This window comes from Methylicorpusculum sp. (genome assembly GCF_030651835.1).
Taxonomy (GTDB): Bacteria; Pseudomonadota; Gammaproteobacteria; order Methylococcales; family Methylomonadaceae; genus Methylicorpusculum.
On sequence record NZ_JAUSBX010000011.1, the window covers coordinates 18,412 to 40,221 of the forward strand.

17 protein-coding genes are annotated in these 21,810 nt (G+C 46.5%); 4 read left to right on the top strand and 13 right to left on the bottom strand.

Annotated features, from left to right (window positions below):
- Positions 1 to 190: 190 nt before the first annotated feature.
- The 3 genes from fusA (at position 191) to Q7V32_RS01230 (ending at position 4,780) form a co-directional block, all read left to right on the top strand.
- On the top strand, positions 191 to 2,275 hold the full coding sequence (fusA, locus tag Q7V32_RS01220) for an elongation factor G (RefSeq protein ID WP_304895171.1): 2,085 nt from the start codon (positions 191 to 193) through the stop codon (positions 2,273 to 2,275).
- Between the two features lie 442 nt (positions 2,276 to 2,717).
- The gene (locus Q7V32_RS01225; protein ID WP_304895172.1) at positions 2,718 to 4,049 is read left to right on the top strand and encodes a flavohemoglobin expression-modulating QEGLA motif protein; all 1,332 of its coding nucleotides are present in this window, start codon (positions 2,718 to 2,720) and stop codon (positions 4,047 to 4,049) included.
- 101 nt (positions 4,050 to 4,150) lie between these two features.
- Entirely contained in the window at positions 4,151 to 4,780 is a 630-nt protein-coding gene (locus tag Q7V32_RS01230) for a phospholipid-binding protein MlaC (RefSeq protein ID WP_304895173.1), read from the top strand.
- A 113-nt stretch (positions 4,781 to 4,893) separates the two neighbouring features.
- On the opposite strand, the gene Q7V32_RS01235 is transcribed toward Q7V32_RS01230, so the two are convergent.
- The 11 genes from Q7V32_RS01235 to Q7V32_RS01285 all read right to left on the bottom strand — a co-directional run bounded on the left by Q7V32_RS01235 (position 4,894) and on the right by Q7V32_RS01285 (position 16,774).
- Complete coding sequence (locus Q7V32_RS01235) at positions 4,894 to 5,343, bottom strand: LEA type 2 family protein (RefSeq protein ID WP_304895174.1); 450 nt, start codon at positions 5,341 to 5,343, stop codon at positions 4,894 to 4,896.
- Positions 5,344 to 5,399: 56 nt separating this feature from the next.
- Entirely contained in the window at positions 5,400 to 6,260 is an 861-nt protein-coding gene (locus tag Q7V32_RS01240; RefSeq protein WP_304895175.1) for an HlyC/CorC family transporter, read from the bottom strand.
- Complete coding sequence (gene ybeY, locus Q7V32_RS01245; protein WP_304895176.1) at positions 6,257 to 6,724, bottom strand: rRNA maturation RNase YbeY; 468 nt, start codon at positions 6,722 to 6,724, stop codon at positions 6,257 to 6,259. The genes Q7V32_RS01240 and ybeY overlap by 4 nt, the downstream gene beginning before the upstream one ends.
- Positions 6,721 to 7,701, bottom strand: a complete 981-nt coding sequence (locus tag Q7V32_RS01250; RefSeq protein WP_304895177.1) for a PhoH family protein — start codon at positions 7,699 to 7,701, stop codon at positions 6,721 to 6,723. Before Q7V32_RS01250 ends, ybeY begins: the two co-directional genes overlap by 4 nt.
- Entirely contained in the window at positions 7,691 to 9,064 is a 1,374-nt protein-coding gene (gene miaB / locus Q7V32_RS01255; protein ID WP_304895178.1) for a tRNA (N6-isopentenyl adenosine(37)-C2)-methylthiotransferase MiaB, read from the bottom strand. The genes Q7V32_RS01250 and miaB overlap by 11 nt, the downstream gene beginning before the upstream one ends.
- Before the next feature lie 255 nt (positions 9,065 to 9,319).
- Positions 9,320 to 9,841, bottom strand: a complete 522-nt coding sequence (locus tag Q7V32_RS01260; RefSeq protein WP_304895179.1) for a CsiV family protein — start codon at positions 9,839 to 9,841, stop codon at positions 9,320 to 9,322.
- 28 nt (positions 9,842 to 9,869) lie between these two features.
- Complete coding sequence (gene corA / locus Q7V32_RS01265) at positions 9,870 to 10,826, bottom strand: magnesium/cobalt transporter CorA (protein WP_304895180.1); 957 nt, start codon at positions 10,824 to 10,826, stop codon at positions 9,870 to 9,872.
- A gap of 283 nt (positions 10,827 to 11,109) precedes the next feature.
- A complete protein-coding gene (glk, locus tag Q7V32_RS01270) occupies positions 11,110 to 12,096 on the bottom strand; it encodes a glucokinase (RefSeq protein ID WP_304895181.1) in 987 nt (328 codons plus the stop codon).
- The gene (locus tag Q7V32_RS01275; RefSeq protein ID WP_304895182.1) at positions 12,093 to 15,341 is read right to left on the bottom strand and encodes a glycoside hydrolase family 15 protein; all 3,249 of its coding nucleotides are present in this window, start codon (positions 15,339 to 15,341) and stop codon (positions 12,093 to 12,095) included. Before Q7V32_RS01275 ends, glk begins: the two co-directional genes overlap by 4 nt.
- Positions 15,342 to 15,542: 201 nt before the next feature.
- Positions 15,543 to 16,220 (bottom strand): hypothetical protein, encoded by a 678-nt coding sequence (locus Q7V32_RS01280; protein WP_304895183.1) that lies wholly within the window; start codon positions 16,218 to 16,220, stop codon positions 15,543 to 15,545.
- 65 nt (positions 16,221 to 16,285) lie between these two features.
- Entirely contained in the window at positions 16,286 to 16,774 is a 489-nt protein-coding gene (locus tag Q7V32_RS01285) for a hypothetical protein (RefSeq protein WP_304895184.1), read from the bottom strand.
- Between the two features lie 324 nt (positions 16,775 to 17,098).
- Between Q7V32_RS01285 and Q7V32_RS01290 the strand changes: the two genes are divergently transcribed.
- A complete protein-coding gene (locus Q7V32_RS01290) occupies positions 17,099 to 18,037 on the top strand; it encodes an acetylxylan esterase (RefSeq protein WP_304895185.1) in 939 nt (312 codons plus the stop codon).
- Between the two features lie 23 nt (positions 18,038 to 18,060).
- Here Q7V32_RS01290 and Q7V32_RS01295 read toward each other — a convergent pair whose 3' ends face one another.
- Both Q7V32_RS01295 and Q7V32_RS01300 read right to left on the bottom strand, forming a co-directional pair.
- Positions 18,061 to 19,497: an HlyD family type I secretion periplasmic adaptor subunit gene (locus tag Q7V32_RS01295; RefSeq protein ID WP_304895186.1), complete on the bottom strand. Its 1,437-nt coding sequence runs from the start codon at positions 19,495 to 19,497 to the stop codon at positions 18,061 to 18,063.
- Between the two features lie 4 nt (positions 19,498 to 19,501).
- Entirely contained in the window at positions 19,502 to 21,691 is a 2,190-nt protein-coding gene (locus Q7V32_RS01300; protein ID WP_304895187.1) for a type I secretion system permease/ATPase, read from the bottom strand.
- Positions 21,692 to 21,810 lie beyond the last annotated feature (119 nt).

Consider the following 21,810-nt stretch of genomic DNA (forward strand, 5'->3'; position numbering starts at 1 on the left):
CTCGCAGGTGAATGCTTAAACACAGTCACTCGAGCCGTAAGTAGTGCTGATGATCTTCATTTTGGATTTTAGCAGTGCAGACCCATTCCCACTGCAGAAACCGGTGATTAAAAGCGTTTCCCTAAGAAACCCGGGCATGTCCTGATGAAAAGTTTTTTATGCCTTAAGCCTTAACTTTTAGAGTACAAACATGACAGATCTATCGCTATACAGAAACATCGGCATATTCGCGCACGTGGATGCCGGGAAAACAACTACGACAGAGCGGATTCTTAAACTCACCGGAAAAATCCACAAAATTGGTGAAGTGCATGACGGCGCTGCGACCACAGATTTCATGGAACAAGAACAAGAACGCGGCATTACCATTCAATCTGCGGCGACTACCTGTTTCTGGAAAGATTATCGCTTTAACATTATTGACACTCCCGGGCACGTTGACTTTACCATTGAAGTTTACCGCTCGTTGAAAGTTCTTGATGGCGGGATCGGTGTTTTCTGTGGCTCCGGGGGCGTAGAACCGCAATCCGAAACCAACTGGCGCTATGCAAACGACTCAAAAGTTTCACGTGTTATCTACGTCAACAAACTGGATAGAACCGGCGCAGATTTCTACCGTGTGGTTAAGCAGGTTCAAGATGTTTTGGGTGCGGTTCCGGTTGTCATGACCCTGCCTATCGGCACTGAAGATGAGTTTGTCGGTGTTGTCGACTTGTTAACCGAAAAAGCCTGGATTTGGGATAACTCCGGCGACCCAATGAATTATGAAATCACTGACGTTCCTGCCAACATGCTGGAAGACGTTAAAAAATGGCGCGCCGAATTGATCGAAAAGGTTGTCGATCAAGATGACGATGTCATGGAAAAATACCTGGAAGGCGAAGAACCCGATATCGAAACACTGAAGCGATGCATCCGCAAAGGCGCTATCAAGATGGATTTCTTCCCAACTTTTTGCGGCTCATCGTTCAAAAACAAGGGCGTGCAATTGGTTCTGGATGGCGTTATTGATTATCTGCCATGCCCAACCGAAGTCAATCCCCAACCGGAAGTTGATTTGGAAGGCAACGAAACTGGTAACTTCGCTATCGTTGATCCCAACAGACCATTACGGGCACTGGCATTCAAGATCATGGACGACCGTTACGGTGCATTGACGTTCTTACGCATTTATTCCGGTCGTCTTGAAAAAGGCACCAACGTTTTAAATACGTTCACCGGCAAAACCGAACGTATTGGCCGTATCGTAGAAATGCATGCGGATAACCGCGCAGAAATCGATTCAGCACAAGCGGGTGACATTGTTGCCGTGTTGGGCATGAAAAACGTTCAAACCGGTCACACATTATGCGACCCGAAAGAACCGGCCACTTTAGAGCCTATGGTTTTCCCTGATCCGGTCATCTCAATCGCCGTGGCTCCAAAAGATAAAAGCGCATCAGAAAAAATGGGCGTTGCACTGGGCAAAATGATCCAGGAAGACCCTTCATTCCGCGTTGAAACCGATATCGACAGCGGTGAAACCATTCTTAAAGGGATGGGAGAACTGCATTTGGATATTAAAGTTGATATTCTGCGCAGAACGCATGGTGTTGACGTTATCGTTGGTAAACCCCAGGTGGCTTATCGCGAAACGATCACTCGCCGGGTTGAAGACAGCTACACGCATAAAAAGCAAACCGGTGGTTCAGGCCAATACGCGAAGATTGATTACGTTATTGAGCCAGGCGAACCGGGCAGCGGCTATGTTTTCGAATCAGCGGTTACCGGTGGTAACGTACCTAAAGAATACTGGCCTGCTGTTGATAAAGGCTTCAAAAACAGCCTGGACAAAGGTGTTTTGGCAGGATTCCCCTGCTTGGACTTCAAAGTTATTCTTACTGACGGTGGGTTCCACGCGGTTGACTCCTCGGCGATTGCTTTTGAAATTGCCGCCCGTGCCGCTTATCGCCAAACGGTTCCTAAAGCCGGCCCACAATTGATCGAACCGATCATGAAAATAGATGTATACACACCTGAAGATCACGTAGGTGATGTCATCGGTGACCTTAACCGCCGCCGCGGCATGATCAAGTCACAAGAAGCGGGCGTCACTGGCGTCCGGATCAAAGCCGAAGCACCGCTGAGCGAAATGTTTGGCTATATCGGTGATTTACGGACTATGACTTCAGGTCGCGGTCAGTTCTCCATGGAGTTTTCTCATTACTTACCTTGTCCGAAAAACGTTTCGGATGAGGTCATTAAAGAAACTTTGGAACGCAACGCTAAAAAGTAAGAATCGCTATTAATTAGCCGATTCAAAGCCCCTGGCAAACGTGTTTGCCAGGGGCTTTTTTTTACCTTAATTTTCACTGATCATTACCCAACCAGTGCCGAGAATATTCTGTTTCTCAGGATTATTTGGATTAAATCAATACACCATCAATCGATCAGCAATTCTCAGTTTGATCTTTTCGAAGTCAATTTGGTCCGGGAAAAGCCTTTTGAGGAACGCCGTAAACCCTTCCATGCGGACTTGACAGCAGCACCTGACAGCCGAAATGCAGATTTTGTCAGGAATAAAAACCTGCCCTGCTACCGACATCCTCAAAAAGATTCCCTCAGCCCTTTTTTCTCTTCAAATTGAGAATCGCTGTCAATCGATCAATGGAGGTTTTTTTGATCTTTAGCTTAATTATCAGTATGCTCGAGGTGTGAACTGAACTGAGGATTGACTTATGACCAAATCGACTTACCGGGAACGGTTACTTGCTCTGTCCAATCAGTTAATCAAAATCCAAAAACCGATTCAAATTTTGGATTCGATCAAATGGCCACGCGAGATAAGAACTGAATTTTTTGACCATAAATTTCGAAGACTACCCGCTGTTGACGCAGCGTTTTATCAGAAACAAACACCTAATTACGATGTCTCTGCGGTTTTTGAAGCGCTGAATGAGCTTCGCCTGACTATCGCACGCGAATTGGGTAAAACCGATCCGTTAGGCCTGATATTGCAAGACACAACAACCCAGTACATGCGGGTTATCAGCTTACTCCGCACACGCGGCACGCCTGATTTCTTAATGCACAGCCAATCACTCTACGGTTCGGCCAAAGACCATCTGTGCGGCGACAATAAAAGCCTGCTGGAACTCGGCGAAAGTTTATGCGGTATTTTTTCGTTACCGGGCGCCAAACATCTTAATCGCGCCTATCCCAAAGTATTTTCAGCGGAGGATGCCGTACAACGCTTATCTCAACGTTTGTCGAATCATTTTGGTGACGGTGCTCTGAGCGTTGTGCTGGATGATGGCATTGTTTCGGATGCCTCAGCGGGGGGAGATAAAATAAAAATCAATAAAAATGCCAGCTTTTCAGAACTAGACCTGCAAGTTCTGGAAGTTCATGAAGGCTGGGTGCATGTCGGAACAACCCTAAATGGTCGCAACCAGCCCTGGGCTACCTGGCTGAGTGTAGGTTCGCCCCGCATTACGGCGACACAGGAAGGTTTAGCCGTTCTAATCGAGACATTAACCTTTAGTTCATTTCCGAACCGGGCCAAGCGCATAAGCGATAGAGTGATTGCTATTGATATGGCTGAACAAGGTGCGGATTTTCTGGAAGTTTTTCACTATTTCTGCGACTCCGGCATCAGCCCAAGCGACAGCTATACGATTGCGCAGCGGGTCTTTAGAGGCGGCATGGTAAAAGGCGGGGCATGTTTTACCAAGGACTTATCGTATGTCAGAGGCTTTATTGAACTGGTTAACTTCATCAGAACCGCGACATTGGAAGGCGTACCTGAAATCTTACCGATGCTCTTCGTAGGCAAAGTGACGCTGGACGACATTCCCGTAATTTATGAACACTATCTTGATGGTTTAATCAGCCCACCTGAACATCTGCCACCCATGTTCAGAGACTTGAATGGACTTTATGTGTGGTTCGGTTTTTCATCGGGCATAGCTCAAATCAATATCAATAATGTACAAGACCATTTCAGCGAAATGTTCAGCCATATTGCCCGATTGCCCGCTGCTCCCAGTCCCGATTGTGAGCTAAGTTAATTCATTTCAAAAACTCACTGTATAATGAATCGGTTAATTTTTATTGAATATCAAGCCCATATCATTACACCTACCTTCACTTTTTTCTTCAGGAGCATTTTATGCAAAAACAGCAGTTTTATGCGTTAAGTTTAATCATTTTTTCAGCATGTTTTTTTTCGAAACTGTCTTTTGCCGCTGAAGACTTAGTAGCCGCCCAGCGCGTCATTGAAAAAAGCGCCACGCAAATTCAAGACAATCTGAAACTCCCCATTTATCAGAATGATTTCAATAAAGCGGCAAACTTTGTTGATGGAGTCGTCTCGCAATTTGTCGATATGCCAAGAGTCTCTTTACTGGTGCTGGGTAATAACATTCGCAAAGCGTCACCTGATCAAAGACAACGGTTTATGAACGAATTCAAGACGCTTCTTGTCCGGACATATACCCAGGCATTTCTTGAATATAAAGAGTGGCGGATTTCTTTTATGCCTAACAACGATTCAAAAGACGATGGCAGAACCATAGTCAGGGCCCAAGTCATTCAGCCCGGTAAACAACCCGTCAATATCAGTTACCGGATGATACTGAACAAAAAAGGTGAGTGGAAAGTTTATGACATCATGATAGAGGGCATTAGTCTTATCACCAATTACCGGACTACCTTTAATCAGGAAATTGCCCAGACCGGTTCTATCGACGGCGTAATTCAAAGTTTGGTAGACAAAAACAACAGATCCCGCCTGAATTAACAATCATTGTCATGAGTGCCCTGCATTAGTCTGCTTAAGTCGCTTTTTTGCGGGGGACATGCGGGCGCTTCAAAACCACCCCAACTCACAACATAAAGGCTGAAAAGTTTAAACTAAAGCTTCAGATCAAATTTACCTTTATAGTTGAACGGCAGCTTGATGAATTGATTGGCGAGTTGAATATCGCCTCTTAATTCATAACTCAATTTTTCATGCCTGGCTCTTTTGAGCAGGCGCAGCAACACACTGAGGTTTGAACTGACGGGCAAAGATATGACTTGGTCGCCGAATTCGGGGATGGTGATTTCTTGATCTGAAACACCCTGAGCAAATTTATACCCTTCCACATCAAGGAAATACTGCATGCCTTTTATGGATAAAGCGGCATCATTCGGATTTTGAACACGAAGTTTGAGTTTAAATCGCTGTTCAAACAAGCCTAGAGCAATGGGTGAGATACCGACCAGAGAAAGATGAGGTGTTTTAAAGTCACTGACAAAATAAGAACAAGCAGAAAGCCAACACGTAAAAAAGACAATTCCAATCAATTTTATTTTTTTCACAAGCCTCTCGTCGGCGGGCTGATTTTAAGATTTTTTACCCTGGAGGTTTATTGAATTTATTCGTCGGAATTGTCGAGAATCTTGACTTTTAGTAGATGGATGCGCCGACTGTCAGCCTTTAGCACTTCAAATCGAAACCGGTCCTCCACGACTTTCTCGCCTTTCTTGGGCAGATGACCCAGACGCGTCACAATAAAACCACCGACTGTATCGTATTCATCTGTCGCGAAATCAGTGGAAAAGTATTCGTCAAAATCTTCAATCGGAGTCAGCGCCTTTACCGTATATTCGGCATCGCTGCGTCTAAAAATATAATCTTCTTCATCGCCTTCCAGATCGTGTTCGTCTTCAATTTCACCCACAATCTGTTCCAGAACATCCTCTATCGTCACCAAACCGGCAGCAGCTCCGTATTCATCGACCACAATAGCCATATGATTGCGGTTGGTCCTGAACTCTTTGAGCAAAATATTCAATCGCTTGCTTTCCGGAACCACACTGACCGGGCGCATGATTTCTTCAATCTTGATGGTCAGGTCTGACAAAATATGGGACAACAAATCCTTTGCCAATAAGACGCCAACCACTTTACTACGGTCATCTTCTATAACCGGAAAACGAGAATGCCCATGTTCCAGCACTAAAGGCAGTATGGATTTAAGTTCGGCATCATGAGGAACCACCACCATTTGTACGCGCGGAATCATGATATCCCTGACGCGCATTTCAGAAACCTCCATGACACCTTCAATCATTGCAAACGCGTCACTGTCGATCAGATGATTATCTTTCGCTTCCCTGAGAATATCCATCAAATCCTCTTGATCCTGGGGATCACCGCTGAGCATTTGTCCGATTTTACTTAACCAGCTTTTTTGTGTGCCACCATTACTACTGTGAGGAGATTCCTCGCTCATGATTCGCATACCTCGTTATACGGGTTTTGGATATTTAATCGGGCTAAAATAGCAATTTCATGGGACTCCATTGCTTCGGCCTCAATCTCGTCAATATGATCAAAGCCTAACAAATGAAGCACGCCGTGTACAATGATATGAGCCCAATGGTCGTTTAGCAATTTATTTTGTTCAGTCGCTTCTTCCGCTAAAACCGGAGCACATACAACTAAATCGCCTAAGAGGTTAACTTCCAGAGAAACGCCCTCCGGCACTTCAAAAGGAAAACTTAAGACATTGGTGGAGCCGTTTTTATGACGGTATTGCTCGTTGAGCTCCGCGCTCTCTTCTTTATCGACAACCCGCACTACCAATTCCGCATCGTGGGCATGGCCGTCCAATGCTTCATCAACCCACTGGTGAATCAGTTCTTCGCTTGGTAAACCTGACGGATCAACCATCCACTGAATTTCAATATGATTCATTGAGGCGGCTTGTTATTTTTTTCAAAAGCCTCATAGGCGAGCACTATTCGCTGAACCAGAGGATGCCTGACCACGTCCTTGGCAGCAAAAAAAGTAAAACTGATGCCCTCCACATCTTTGAGCACCTGGAGCACATGACGTAACCCGGACATTTTTTCCGAAGGCAGATCAATTTGCGTGACATCACCGGTAACTACCGCTGTAGAACCAAAGCCGACCCGGGTCAGGAACATTTTGATCTGCTCGACCGTGGTATTTTGCGCCTCATCAAGAATAATAAATGAATCGTTTAGCGTTCTTCCCCGCATGAAAGCCAAAGGCGCCACTTCAATAACGTCTCGTTCAATCAATTTTTCGACACGTTCATAGCCCAGCATTTCGTACAAAGCATCATACAAAGGCCGCAGGTAAGGATCGACTTTTTGAGCCATATCGCCGGGCAAAAAACCCAACTTTTCACCCGCCTCTACTGCCGGACGCACCAAGATAATACGCCTGACTTTTTCAGCTTGTAAGGCATCGACTGCGCATGCAACCGCCAAATAAGTCTTACCGGTTCCCGCAGGCCCAACGCCAAAATTGATGTCGTGGGACATAATTTTTTTAAGGTAATTTTGCTGATTGGTACCGCGCCCTTTGACAACACCACGCTTGGTTTTAATCATCACATGATTATTGAGCTCAGTATCGGCATGCCCCGCATTAACGGCATCATCAATACTTGATTCCTGCATCGCCAGATGAACCTGTTCCGGCGTCAGGAGTTCCTGACCCGTGGATTCAAACAATTTGTGCATCACGGCACAGGCGGCTTTGACTGATTCGTCACCGCCTGTAACCTTGAAGTGATTGCCGCGATTGGCTATTTCGACTTTGAGCCGCGTTTCGATTTGCCTCAGGTGGCTATCAAATTGACCGCAAAGATTGGAGAGTCTGCCGTTATCCGACGGCAACAGGGTGATTTCCTCAGAATACATCTAATGTTTCAGCTTGATTTTTTATCTTATCGACTGAAGATTCAACCAGTCGGCCTCTAAGTGAATTGGGCAATGCCTCAGTAATAAATACGTCGACAAATTGTCCGGTCAAACGCGGATGCCCGATAAAATTAACCACGCGGTTATTTTCAGTTCTACCTTGCATTTGTAATAAGTTCTTTTTTGATTGCCCCTCAACCAAAATGGTTTGAGTGGTCCCAATCATGTTGTTTGAAATAGTGACCGCCATGTCGTTAATCAAGTCCTGCAATCGCTTGAGCCTCAACTTTTTGACATCCGCAGGCACATCATCCGGTAAATCGGCGGCCGGCGTGCCCGGTCTTTGGCTGTAAATAAAACTGTAGGACAGATCGAAACCGACTTCCCTTATCAGGCGCAGGGTATCTTCGAATTGTTCATCTGTCTCACCCGGAAACCCGATTATAAAATCAGACGACAAAGTCAAATTAGGCCTAACTTTACGCAATTTACGGATGGTTTCGATGTAGTCAGCCCGCACATGACCACGCTTCATTGCCTTAAGAATGGCGTCACTGCCGCTTTGCACCGGTAAATGTAAATGATTGACCAGTTTTGGAATTTCCGCAAAGGCATCGATTAAGCTATCGGTAAACTCAACAGGATTAGAGGTTACAAAGCGGATCCTGTCGATACCGTCAATCGCAGCCACATGATGCAACAGTAAGGCAAAATCGGCAATATCGCCGTCCGCCATCAGACCTCGGTAGGCATTGACATTTTGACCTAACAAACAGACTTCCCTAACGCCCTGGTCTGCCAAGGCCGAAATCTCGGTAAGCACATCATTCAGAGGACGACTGATTTCCTCTCCACGCGTATAGGGGACGACACAGAAAGTACAATATTTGCTGCATCCTTCCATCACCGATACGAATGCTTTTGGTCCCTCTGCTCTCGGTTCAGGCAACGCATCAAATTTCTCTATTTCAGGAAAACTGATATCGATAACCCGCCGCTTTTTACTACGCGCTTCATCCAGCAATTGCGGCAAACGATGCAAGGTTTGCGGGCCGAAAACGATGTCGACAAAAGGTGCACGTTGCTGAATCGCCGCACCTTCCTGACTGGCCACACAGCCACCGACGCCAATGATGACATCAGGACGCAGTTCCTTGAACGGTCGCCACACACCCAGCGCTGAAAATACTTTTTCCTGCGCTTTTTCGCGTACCGAACAGGTATTTAATAATAAAACGTCAGCCTCATCCGGCTTATCGGTCAACTCCAGTCCATGCGAGGCTTTGAGTACATCCCGCATCTTGTCGGAATCGTACTCGTTCATCTGGCAGCCGTTAGTCTGAATATAAAGTTTTTGGGTCATACAACACTGCAAATAAAGTTACACATCAAACACCGAACAACCCTTCCATCGTTATCCGGTATTTATAAAAAACAAGCAAAAAAGCCCGAGCTCTTTAAACACGGGCTTTAACTTTGGAATTAATTATACCCTGAAAAAATGATATTCAAACAAATCAGTATGATCTGCAATCTGATCCGGAATTCTTCTTAACTCAGTAAACTTCGAGCATTTGGCTAAACGGCGATCTAATTCCTGCGGACTTGCGCCACCTGTTTATAGGGGTTTGACGATAGCCACCACCCCAAATTTGGGGTGATCAAAATAATGTTGTTCGTTGAATTTAATCCGGCGCACTTCATTCAGTCGATAGAATTGGTTGGGTAACGGCTGAAATTCAAGGTCAAGAATCAACTCAAGATATTCACCTCGTTGAATACGGACAAACCCGCTAACTTCCCCACTCACATCCTTGATACGCACCGCTTCTCCGGTTGCATTGGCACTGAGAGTCTGTTGCCAGGCAGCATGCATCAAAACATTGTAGGAAAGCTGTACGGCCAATTTATCGTAAACCGGCTTAAGCATTTTTGCAGTTTCGGCAACGCTTCCCAAAACATCAATATCCAGAACGGCATCAGGCCATTGAATCCTGGTTTGCGTCTGATCAAACAATTCGGTGCTGGGCATATCTTGAGAAAACACAACCAGTTCGACTTGAAAGCTGTCTTCGGCGCAAACCTGAAAAACACATAAAACCAATCCGAAAAAAACACTCAACCGCATTAACTTTAACATCAAGATACCCTATGCTCTGGAGCCAACACTAAAACCAGCCTTTACGTTTAAAAATCCAATAAGGTGCAATTCCGGACAACACCATCAACAAAAGTGCACCCGGATAACCCCACAACCACTTCAGCTCGGGCATCATCTCAAAGTTCATCCCATAAATACTCGCAATCAGCGTCGGGGGCATAAATACCACAGCAGCGATGGAGAACGTCTTAATAATCTGATTCTGCTCAATATTAATGAAACCTAAAGCTGCATCCATCAAAAAGTTGATTTTTTCAAACATAAACGTGGTATGCGACAACAAGGTATCCATGTCGCGCATCATATCGTGAATAGGCAGTTGGACTTCCTTATCCAGACGCATATGCCGCTGTAAAAATGCGACTGAACGTTGCGTATCCATTAAACAGAGACGGATTTTACCGTTACTGTCTTCAAGCTTGGCCAATTGATCAATCCCATGTTCGTGGTCTGCATCATCTTCCTCAAGAATCTGATAACTGACCTGCTCCAGCAGGCAAAACACATCTTCAATCGCATCAGCCAGATTCTCAATTTTTTGACCAAATATTTCAATTAACAGGTTCTTAGGTGAATCAACTTCAACCTGTTGACGCCGCGCCCGCATCCGCAGCAGCCTGAAATCGGCCAAATCCAGTCCTTCTCTGAGCGAAATCAAGCGCTCGGGCTGTAAAATAAAGGCTACGGAAACCGTATCCAGGCGGCCTTCACTTTGGGCTAGAAACAAGGAATGGATATGAATTCCGTTCTCATCGATAAAATACCGGGCGGATGCCTCAATTTCATCGACTTCATCAGAATCAGGCAATTGCGTATGTAAAAACGTCTGCAGCTGGGTTCGCTCAAGCTCATTCGGATCATGCGCATCAATCCAGTGCGCTTCATAAAGCAGTTGTTTACGGATTTCCTTTGGCAGATATTGTGCGTTGAGAACGCCGTCTTTTATATTGCATAGTCTCAGCATGAGGCTATCTCTTTACCTGTATTTATGTGATAGATGTGATGTGCGAGCATTTTACCTGAAGCCTTGACGGATGAAGCATTTATCCGAAAACAGACCATCAATTCAGCACGCACTGGTATCTGCTCAGCCCCTCACATTTTAGTGGGTGTAGGTAGTTGATTGAAAAGGCTTCTGCAAGAAGGATGTTGCAGAGAGCTACAGGGACGTATTGATGCATCCTTTGAAATCAAGCACCTGCCCCTTAATTCAAAACGGGCGAGAGTTATACACACTGAATAACACATCAATCGTCAAAATAATGTAATGCTCCCAATAACGGTGTTTTCGGATTGAGTGATAACTTGACGGACACTTTGTCCAGCAAAGGCGTAAAACGGCCTTTTGCTTTAAACGCATCCATAAACACACCGTTCTGCAAGAAAGGGCGTATTTTCGGGCCGATACCTCCGCCGATATAGACGCCGCCAATTGCAAAGGATTTTAACACCAGATTTCCGGCTTCCGCCCCATACAACTCGGCAAACAACCGGACAGCCTCGGCACAAAGCGCGTCTTCTCCATTAACCCCCAAGCGGGAGATGATGGCATTCCGATCCACGCCTTCATTATAGAGGGCATTGACAGGAGGAACAGCAGGGCATTCCGGAGCAAATTGCTGCTCGCGTAGGAAATCGTATAAATGACTGAATCCGATACCGGAAATAAGCCGTTCGCAACTGACATGATCATTATATTTTCTGCGCATGTAACTCAGCAGCAAATCCTGTTGTGTATTTTGGGCAGCGAAATCGCAGTGGCCGCCTTCGGTCGCCAGCGGATGGTATTTTACACCGTCCCAGTACAATATGGCTTCACCCAGACCTGTTCCTGCGGCGATCACTGCGATATTGCCTGCGTGGCGCTGTGCATTAGGGTTGAGTTCCAGTAAATCTTTTTCAGGCAAATGCAACATACCCAGTGCCATCGCTTCCAGGTCATTCAATAGTCTGACCTTGGCCACATTCAGTTTAACTTTCAAATCTTCTGCATCCAGAATCCAAGGCAAATTGGTTGGATGACAACGCTGATCCAGCACAGGTCCGGCAACGCCAAAACAAACAGCTGAAAGGGTAACGCCATCCGGCAGAAACGCAGCAAGCAGTTGATCGAACTCCATAAAATCGGCGCTCGCATAGGTTTCTTCTCGCTCGCATACCAATGAACCGTCGGCTCCTTTTTTAAACAATGTCAATACTGTTTTGGTCCCACCTATATCGCCTGCAAGAATCATAGAATACCTTCTTGTTCTGAGTGTTGATTATTATCCAGTAAATGTATAAGGGCATCGAGCATTGCGTTTGCGACTTTATGCGGTGGTAACTGATAAAAGGCCTGCCAGGCGAAGGACACCTGTTCTTCATAATGCTCCTGCGCTTCAGGGTGACTTTCCAGCCAGGTTATGCGAACAGCATGACCAATGATGACATCAATAATCAAGGTATCGTCAATCTGCAAAGCCGGGTTTTCCTGCATTATCGAAGCCATAGCCAGAAGCGCCTCGACGGTCAGTTGCCGATAAACCGGAGACTGTATTTTATTGAGTAGATGACTGACAAAAAGTTTAAAGCTTTGTTCACCCGAGGTCATATGCGCCAAAGTGGTTTCACTGTCCAGACGTCGATTACTGTTGAACTTTTCACCTATCATCAAGCCTTTGCAGTGATGCAAAATTTCCCACACGCAGGCAAAGAAAGACTCATTTTCACGGCCGACGCTACCTTGCCGCTCCCGCCATTCATACCAATCTTCCGCATCATCCCTGCGGGCATCCATAGCCGGAGAAAAACGTGCGGTAGCCAACTCGCGCTGTTCACCATCAATATGCAACAGCTCGACCCGGCCTAATTGATCTTGAACCTGACTGTAATTCCTGAGTGTATCCTCAACTTTGGCTGCCAACTGATGGGGCGGCATGGCTAATATTTCGTTAAATGCCTGATCCAGCGTGCCATCGGAAAGCCGTTTTCGCGTCGCCAGAATTAATTGCAGAATATGTCCGACCCTGATGGTATGCATATCGGCAAACAACTCGGGATCGGATTTGATCAGCATGCCCAAATAGATAATCAGTTCCTGGATAAGAATCTGTTCACTGATATTTCCGGTGCTGTTATAGGTTCTGATCGTTTGCAGTATTTCCGAAGAATCTGCCGGACGCTTCAAAGTGGCTTTACCGCTGTATGCCCGACCTACCGTCAATTGATGCTGCCTGACTAATATTTCAGTAGCCGCCTGCTCAAGATTAATATCGTATTTACCCAGCAAACCGGCACAACGCCTGACTATATCCCAGACATGCAGGTCACCCGCCCTGGCATAAATCTCTTCCAGTAAATCTTTGACCGAGCAGTCTTCTGAATCGGGCGCCGTCAGGTTTAACGCGTAATCAAGCCCATGACGTAACGTTAATTGAGACAAGGCTTCCAACTGCCCGTAGAGGGACTGCCCTGACATCAAATAATCGATTAAACCGGCATCATCATTGATTTCAAAATCCATCGCGGCTTGAGCAGTCAAAAGCATCGGCGTCGAATTGTCACTGGACAATAAATGCGCGAACGGCCGCTCGGAGGTATCCGATAACGGCTCTGAAAACTCAAAATCATGCAAGTAATCAATTTTTTCATGGCTGGTCGCCGACGCCATATCGGATAAAGACCCCAAACGCACCGGAATAGTCTTGATCAAACCGCCTTGCAATTCCTTGATAAAATCAATCAGGACATCCCTGCCTTGATTTTTCAACATATTCCCTTTGATCGTCATGACCATCAGCGGATTGCCCTGCCTGTCCCAATGTCGGTAAACATAAGAAATTTCCAGACGTAACCGCTGAATCAGCAAGCGATTATCCATAGCCAGATAGAAACCTTTCTGGCTTAAAAACTGCGGCAAAAATACCAGGCGCTGATTGGCCAACACATAAATCTGCGAAGTCGCCAGCGTTCTTAACTGTCGGTCGGGACGCCCGGTCAAGCCAATCCGATCATTTCTGCCGATATGGGTATACGCTCTGGCCAGTTCACTCGCCTCACGCATCTGTATTGGAGCAATTTCAGCCAAGGTCTGCGTTGGAATACCTGCGCTCAGCAAATCTTTCTGGACGGCTTCATCCTCAGACAGCAAGGCAAACTGCATGGTTACTTCCTGAGTTTTTTTCGCTGTTTTGTGACGACCCAGCGGGTCGATATCATTGATATCAAGCAACCCGTCCTGAATCAAACTACCCAGCACATAAAGACTTTGCGCCCACACCAGTGGAATATTTTCATTGGGTTTACGAGGCTGACTGTGTGGCAATGCTTTTTCCGCCTCAATTAAATCACGCGGCACGCTATAAAGCTCGGGCAGCAATTTTTGTCCGTTCTGTTCAACCATGAGACGGTCAATTTTTTCACGGTAGTCTTTTGCGCCTTCCTGATGATTCGCGAAAAGCCGGTTCAACAGTAAATAAGTAAAAAACAGCGGCCATTCGCATTCAATGTCCATAAACTGCTTAAGTTCATGCGGATCATAATGCAGCCGGTGACTGTCCTCTATTTCTGTTTGATGCCCATCGAGTAAAAAACGCTTACAGCCGTAACGGCCTTGCAATTTATCGATAATAAGTTGTTCGGTCCTGTTACGCAGCGAATCCTGGTCAACAGCGAACGCGGGATAACCAATCACGCTAAGAACCGCAGAATCAACCTCTTTTGACAAGGATTCTCTGGGTAATAAGGATTCCAATGCGATACGGGTTCGGGCGATATCATCGCTAATGACATGGATCACAGCAGTTTGTCCGCCATTTTTACCGAACAGATTAAAACCGGACATGGCTTCCAGAGCCGCTTTAGCCATGCCGATTGAACTGGCGTTCAGCTCAGCAATACCATGATTGATCTTATTGCCTCGCTCCCATATGCCGTAATCGGGAGTTCGGTAAGTCCGACTGATGTAGTGAACCAGATTTTGGACAAAATTGACTTCGTCTATCGTAAAAATGATGCGTAATCCGGACGCGGTCATCTGCGCAAGCATCAACAAGAAGAGCGAGGTCGCATCGAGTTGCAGATGTCCCCATTCGCTGTCTCCCACCACAACATTCCCGGTTTTGGTGTCGTATTTGGCATGCAAGGCATCCAATGGATCCTGCGTATGCTTGAAGCGCTCGACTTTAAACGCCTGTCGCATCATCGCCGTCAGCAAGCCGCGCATCAGCTTGACAACGCTTTGCTCCAGTAGATAGGTTTTACCCTCTGCTTCACCAAGCCGCCGGTAAGCCAGTGCCAGGCCCCAGGCAGATAAAATACTGTAGACATTATCCCTGACCCACGCATCGGTATAATTACCGTGAATATTGACGGCCGTACTCGCCGGCAGCAATCCGCTGACCCAATCCTGTCGCTGCAGGATAATTTCGTTAACCTGACGGTAATAGGCATCGAGTTGAGCCAATTTTCCGTTGCTATTCTCTTCGCTAGAATCTGTCATATTTAAACGGTCTGTATTTTAAGAAATTAAGGATAAACACACATCTGAACCGTTTTAATAGTATGGTCTTCCTAACCCGTGCCCAATCATAAACCGATTGATTGCCTTGCACCAACTGACTTTTTACACAAAGGCGATTGATCTGCAGTGGTTGCGCACCATATTGCTACAAACTGTCATCAATCATCACGAAGCACTGGCTCAGGTAAATTGAATGACCGGCAAACTCAACGTCTTTGCAAACTGTTCCAATTGTTTTGTTGCCACATCGTCGACCCTGGCTTTGTCTGATGCCCATAAGACGATTGTGCGCGAAGTATCGACATGAACCAGCTCTATCCAATACAGCGTAATGAGCTCATGTTGACGAAGCTTTTTCTCCAGTTCTGTATAAAAAGGCTTTCGCCATCTGGGAGGCGGCCTATAGGTCACTCTATATCTTAACGCAAGTCCAAGGTAATGAGCGACTGGCTCCTCCCACTGTCCCTTCGATGATTCCATCCTGACCTTATCAACAGACAAACGCAGTCGAAACCAGGCAGGCACACCTCTATAAATCCAACGCACCCAAAGAACGCCCGTCAAAAGCGTCAAAGGAACTGACGAAACACCGAAAGCAAACATAACAGGATCAAAAGGCTCATCCGTCAACCATACCCCCGAACTGATCAAAGCGACGAATCCTAGTGCAATTTTGAGTATCAGGCGTTCGTTATTGCGTCTATCAAGTCCGGGCTTTAACTCGACTATCCACGGTAATTGCCGGGGATTAAACGGCTTTTTAATATTTCGGAATAATTCAGCATAATAGGCTTGTCGAGCCGACGGCTTCTTCAAAACTATTGTGCTGTTATCGACAGGCAATGATGACTTGCTCATGAGTCCTCTATAAAGAAATGTACTTACCCTTCAGCGAGTTGATACAAAAAGTAAGATTTAAAAGATCAAGGCTTAGTCTTGATTTCTTGATATTCAATAATAAGCCGTACTTGCGCATCAAAGGGCACTTTTTCACTTTTTGATAAGTCGCTGTGATGAACCGTTGAATCGCCGATCAAGACTTTTTCAACATTCACTGCGATTACGGTATAGGGCGAACCTTCAAAAAACGCTTGTAGTCGCCGGATAAAAACCGGTTCCGATAAGATGCGGGAAACAAACCGGTTATCTCCCCCACTTAAACTCCGCCCTTTGTGAATATCCCAATCAATTGAAGCAAGTGATGCTTCAATAAGATAATCGACCAGCCACGGATAATTTATTGCCCGCCCCAGGTTGACACTGCGCACTTTCCAATCCAAGTCTGCCCATGCATTTAATTGGGTTTTAATCCCCTCACGTAAAGCTGTCTCGCTGACTAAACACTGGCTATAATCTTCACCAACAGGCCTTACTCTGGCCTCTCGACTCTTTTCAGATAACTCAATAATCAATTCGCATCCCTGCTGTTGCGCCAAAATCTGAGATTGAGGAAACAGGGCAAGCGTTAAAATCCATAACATAGCGTTCATCTTTTTACCGTCATTTTAACTTCTCGCCCGCTTTGATTTAAGGTCGTAGGCGATTGATTTTAAAGGACGCACCAATCCATCCCTGTTGCAGAAGCCTTTTCAATCAACCATCTACACCCAATGAAATAGAAAGGGGGGGTGAGCTGATACCTTAATTTTGTGACTTAATTAAGCATCAAGCTTGCAGAAAAAGGCAAGCAATCCTATGCTCAAATTATTGGTTTAATAAGACTCACCTCCTTTTCAATGTCCGATTTCGACCCTACATACGGCTACACCCTGGATCAACTGCTACGGATCGAACCGCCAACGCCGCCGGAAGATTTTACAGCGTTTTGGCAGTCGCGCTATCAACGAGCCGTGCAGATAAAACCAAACGCGCGCATCACCCTTGAAAACACCAGTCATGATGATTTTGAGTGCTACGACTTGAAATACCGCTCCACAGACGCTGTCGAGATTGGCGGCTGGGCTTTGATCCCCAAACATAGCAAGGTCAGGCGGGGCATCATTGTCGGACACGGTTATGGCGGTCGGGATGAACCGGATTTCAATCTGCCTGTTTCCGGAGCGGCCTTTCTGTTTCCTTGCTTTCGAGGGATGTCTAAAAGCCGGTGCGAAACGATTTCTGACGATCCCAGTGTTCATGTTTTACATAACATTGACGATAGGGATCGCTACGTTTTAGGCGGTTGCGTGGAGGACCTTTGGCTTGCGGTTTCTGCATTGCTTGAGTTATTTCCATCCGTTGCCGGACATGTTGCCTATCTCGGCATCAGCTTCGGTGGAGGAATTGGCGCACTGGCATTACCCTGGGATGCCCGCATTCAGCGCGCACATTTCAACGTACCCAGTTTCGGAAATAATCCGTTGCGCCTGCAATTACCGACCTGGGGTAGCGCGGCGGCGGTGCAAAACTATCAGCAGCAATACGGTCCTATTCTGGCAACATTAAACTATTATGATGCCGCAATATCCGCCCGTCACATCCAGGTCCCCGTATATATAGCAGCGGCCCTGGCTGACCCGGCGGTTGCTCCGCCCGGACAATTCAGCATTTACAATGCGCTGTCCGGGGAGAAAAAGCTATTCGTACTCGACAGGGGCCATTCGGAATACTTGGGACAGGCAGAGCAGGAACGTGATTTGTTATCAGAATTGCAGGCATTTTTCAGCGAATTATAAACTCACGCGATTGATAGCCCGGCTCATCGTTCAGTCAGGCTCTCATGACCGTACTGCATCAGCGGACTAAGGAAATATTCAATCACACGGCGTTTGCCGGTCTTTATCTCAACCGTAACCGCCATTCCGGGACTCAGATTCACCTCGGTTCCCTCGATATTCATCGTCGAACGGTCCATTTTTACTCGAGCCGAATAGATCAAGCCGCGTTTTTCATCATTGATTGCATCATGCGATACAGATGCCATCTTGGCATGAAGAGTCCCGTATTTAGTGTATTGAAATGTTTCAATTTTAACCTCGGCGGCCTGATTGGCCTTTACAAATCCTATGTCTTTATTTTCTATAAAGGCTTCCACTTCAAGCGGATTATCACTTGGCACCACGGACATCAACGGTTGTGCCGGCGTCACCACGCCGCCTACCGTATGAACCGACAGTTGCTGAACAGTGCCGTCTACGGGCGAAGTCAGCTTCATGAGTTTACTGCGTTGGGTGGCTTTGAGTACCTCTTGCTCCAAAGTTTCGACTTTTTGCTGCCCTTCGATCATGCTGTCCAGGGTTATACGTCGTGTTTCAGCAGCCAACTCCGTCCGTTGTGCAAGCATCCTGGATTTCATCGCATCAATTTCCTTAAGCCGGCTTTTTAGATTGGCAAGGTTGCCTTCCTGCTCTATCCGGTTTTGCTCCTGCTCCAAAAAGTCATGCCTGGATACAAAATGTAGCTCAACCAAATTCTTATAATCCTCCGCTCTTTGCCGCGCAATAGGCACGATCAATTCCAGCTTGCGCACAAGTATTTGGGTTGAATGCAATTCAGCTGCGTACCGAGAAATTTCCGAGTTGATCACAGCATTCTTGGCAAGGTATTCGCCAAATTGTGCCGACAGCAATCGTTTGGCCTCCTGAAACTTATCCTCATCATTGACATCGCTATCAGGATGACGTTTTAAACTGGGACTTGTCCCTTTGTCGAGTGCGGCAAGCATAGCCAGACCTCGGGCAACTTGAAGACGAGCGCTAATCAGGTCACTTTGCAGACGATGCTGATCAGCCAATGCTGTGGTTGGGTCCAGCTCTATCAACACCTCGCCGGTCATCACAAACTGGCCATCGGTCACATAGATAGCTTTAACAGTAGCCGCTTCCAACGATTGAATCGTCTTGATGCGGTCATTGGGAACAATTTTGCCTTGAGCGCTGGCAACCACATCAATCCTGCCGAAGACAGCCCACAAAAATGCGAGTCCAGCAAAAGCAACCAACATCCCCGCTGCAAGCCTCGGTGTTGGAGAAACGGGAGTTTCCTGCAAGGCCAATGCCGCAGGAAGAAACTGAGCCTCATCTTGTAAACGTTTTTGAAGATCATGTTCTGCACGATGTTCCCAGGCATACACAAATATGGCGCCGTAACGTTTGAATAAATCGCAACATGCATCAAATTGCAAACTCATGCTCATGATTTCACCCCTGCTGCAAACTGAACAATCGCGAATAGTAGCCCACGCTTTGGGTTAAAAGTTCGGCATGAGTGCCTTCTTCAACGATTTGCCCGCGATCCATCACGATGATGCGATTCGCATCTCTCACCGCACTGAGCCGATGCGCAATGATAATGACAGTGCGTCCTTTACTGATCGCTTTCATATTAAGCTGAATGATGTGCTCACTCTCGTAATCCAGCGCACTGGTGGCTTCGTCAAAAATTAGAATGCGCGGGTCGTTGATCAAGGCGCGTGCGATCGCAATGCGTTGCCGTTGGCCTCCCGAAAGTGTCGAACCATGCTCACCGACCGGAGTATCATAGCCTTCCGGCAATTCCGAAATAAAACCATGCGCGCCAGAGAGCTTGGCCATATGAATTATCTTTTCAATCGGCGCACCAGGATTGGAAAGCGCAATATTGTCACGAATACTTCGATTGAACAGGACATTCTCCTGTAACACTACACCGATTTGTCTGCGCAATGAAGACGCATCCACCAAGGCTAAATCCATACCATCGACTAATATCCGACCTCGTTCAGGTACATAAAGTCGCTGCATCAGTTTTGCCAGCGTGCTCTTACCTGAACCGGAATGGCCGACCACACCAATGACCTCACCGGGAGAAATATCTAAGCGGATATTTTTAAGCACTTCCGGCCCGCCTGGGGTATACCGGAAAACAACATCATCCAATGTCAGATGGCCAGTTATAAGCGGTAACGCGCTTTTATTACCCGAAATCTCGGTATGCGTATTAAGAATATCGCCCAATCGCTGCATCGAAATGCCAATCTGCTGAAAATCCGTCCACAATGACGCCAACCGGATCACAGGCTGCGCCACTTGACCCGCCAACATATTGAAAGCAATCAACTGACCTACAGTTAATTGGCCGTCAATCACCAGGCGCGCACCCAAATACATCGTAGCGACTGTAGCCAGTTTGCTGATTAAAGTAACGCCACTGTTAGCTAAAGTCCCCACTGTAGCCGCGCGAAAACTTGACGATACATAAGCTGCGAGCTGATTATCCCATTGGCGCAGCCACTGCGGTTCTACCGCCATACTTTTTACCGTATCAATACCGCTGATGGTTTCAACCAAAAATGCCTGGTTTTCAGCGTTTCGATTGAATTTTTCATGCAATCTGGCACGTAATAGCGGCGTAAAAACTACGGACAAGATAATGTAGCAAGGCAAAGATGCTAGTACAATCAAAGTCAACCAGCCGCTATAAAGCAACATTACCGCGATGAAAACCACGGAGAACATCAGATCCAATACCAGGGTAACGGAATTACCGGTCAAAAATGATCGAATATTTTCCAGTTCGCGTACCCTGGCAACAGAATCACCCACGCGTCTAGCTTGAAAATACGCTATAGGCAAATTCAGAAGATGTCTGAACAGCCTCGCACCCAGTTCCACATCCATGCGGCTGGTGGTATGGGAGAACACGTAACTACGCAAGGCACCAAGCGATACCTCAAATATAATGACAACAGCCAAGCCGATGGCGATGACATCCAAGGTCACTAAACCCCTATGAACCAATACCTTATCCATTACCACCTGAAAAAACAGCGGCGTAATCAGCGCAAAACATTGCAACACAAGACTGACCAGCAGAACTTCGGCCAACAGTTTTCGATATTTGACGACAGCGGGAATAAACCAGGTAAAGTCAAACTTGCTGAGCTCTCCTCCCAATGATGCACGTGAAGTCAGCAAAATCAACTCTCCTGACCAACATGATTGAAACTCGGCCAAGCTCAGCATTTTAGGGCGGCCCTCCTCAGGTGACTGGATTAACACCTTATTACCTTCGAAGCGCGCTAAAATAAAAAACTCGCCCGCCTCGCCTATCGCAATGGCCGGTAAAGGCGTTTTAGCTAGCCGATTCAACCCCGTTTTGATCAGTTTGGCTTTCAAATGTAAATGTTTGGCGGCCAGTAATAAATCGACGGTACCAAACATCCGGCCATGTTCTGCAAATTGATGAGCCAATTGATCCGGGTCCGCCCCAATACCGTGCAACCTAGCCATCATGACAAGACAAGTTAAGGCGGTATCCAGCTTTGATTGTGATTCAGTTGATTCCGGCGCAAAAGGATCAGCGTCCGTCGATCGGTTGCCATGAGACTCTTGATCGTTTGCTTTAAACATGATTGCTCCGATCCTTTTGAAAAATGTAAACCGGCAACAGTGCTTCGCTGCGATTACCGAAATCATCATTGCCTGATAATGGAGAGCAAGGTCGCCAGGCCCGCTTTGATGACACACGC

Coding starts and splice junctions, on each gene's coding strand:
- glk (WP_304895181.1), bottom strand. CDS start 12,096: ATGATTCTTGCAGGCGATATAGGTGGGACCAAAACAGTATTGACATTG.
- fusA (WP_304895171.1), top strand. CDS start 191: ATGACAGATCTATCGCTATACAGAAACATCGGCATATTCGCGCACGTG.
- corA (WP_304895180.1), bottom strand. CDS start 10,826: ATGCTGAGACTATGCAATATAAAAGACGGCGTTCTCAACGCACAATAT.
- Q7V32_RS01295 (WP_304895186.1), bottom strand. CDS start 19,497: ATGAGCATGAGTTTGCAATTTGATGCATGTTGCGATTTATTCAAACGT.
- miaB (WP_304895178.1), bottom strand. CDS start 9,064: ATGACCCAAAAACTTTATATTCAGACTAACGGCTGCCAGATGAACGAG.
- Q7V32_RS01300 (WP_304895187.1), bottom strand. CDS start 21,691: ATGTTTAAAGCAAACGATCAAGAGTCTCATGGCAACCGATCGACGGAC.
- Q7V32_RS01240 (WP_304895175.1), bottom strand. CDS start 6,260: ATGAGCGAGGAATCTCCTCACAGTAGTAATGGTGGCACACAAAAAAGC.
- Q7V32_RS01250 (WP_304895177.1), bottom strand. CDS start 7,701: ATGTATTCTGAGGAAATCACCCTGTTGCCGTCGGATAACGGCAGACTC.
- Q7V32_RS01230 (WP_304895173.1), top strand. CDS start 4,151: ATGCAAAAACAGCAGTTTTATGCGTTAAGTTTAATCATTTTTTCAGCA.
- Q7V32_RS01275 (WP_304895182.1), bottom strand. CDS start 15,341: ATGACAGATTCTAGCGAAGAGAATAGCAACGGAAAATTGGCTCAACTC.
- ybeY (WP_304895176.1), bottom strand. CDS start 6,724: ATGAATCATATTGAAATTCAGTGGATGGTTGATCCGTCAGGTTTACCA.
- Q7V32_RS01225 (WP_304895172.1), top strand. CDS start 2,718: ATGACCAAATCGACTTACCGGGAACGGTTACTTGCTCTGTCCAATCAG.
- Q7V32_RS01290 (WP_304895185.1), top strand. CDS start 17,099: ATGTCCGATTTCGACCCTACATACGGCTACACCCTGGATCAACTGCTA.
- Q7V32_RS01260 (WP_304895179.1), bottom strand. CDS start 9,841: ATGTTAAAGTTAATGCGGTTGAGTGTTTTTTTCGGATTGGTTTTATGT.
- Q7V32_RS01280 (WP_304895183.1), bottom strand. CDS start 16,220: ATGAGCAAGTCATCATTGCCTGTCGATAACAGCACAATAGTTTTGAAG.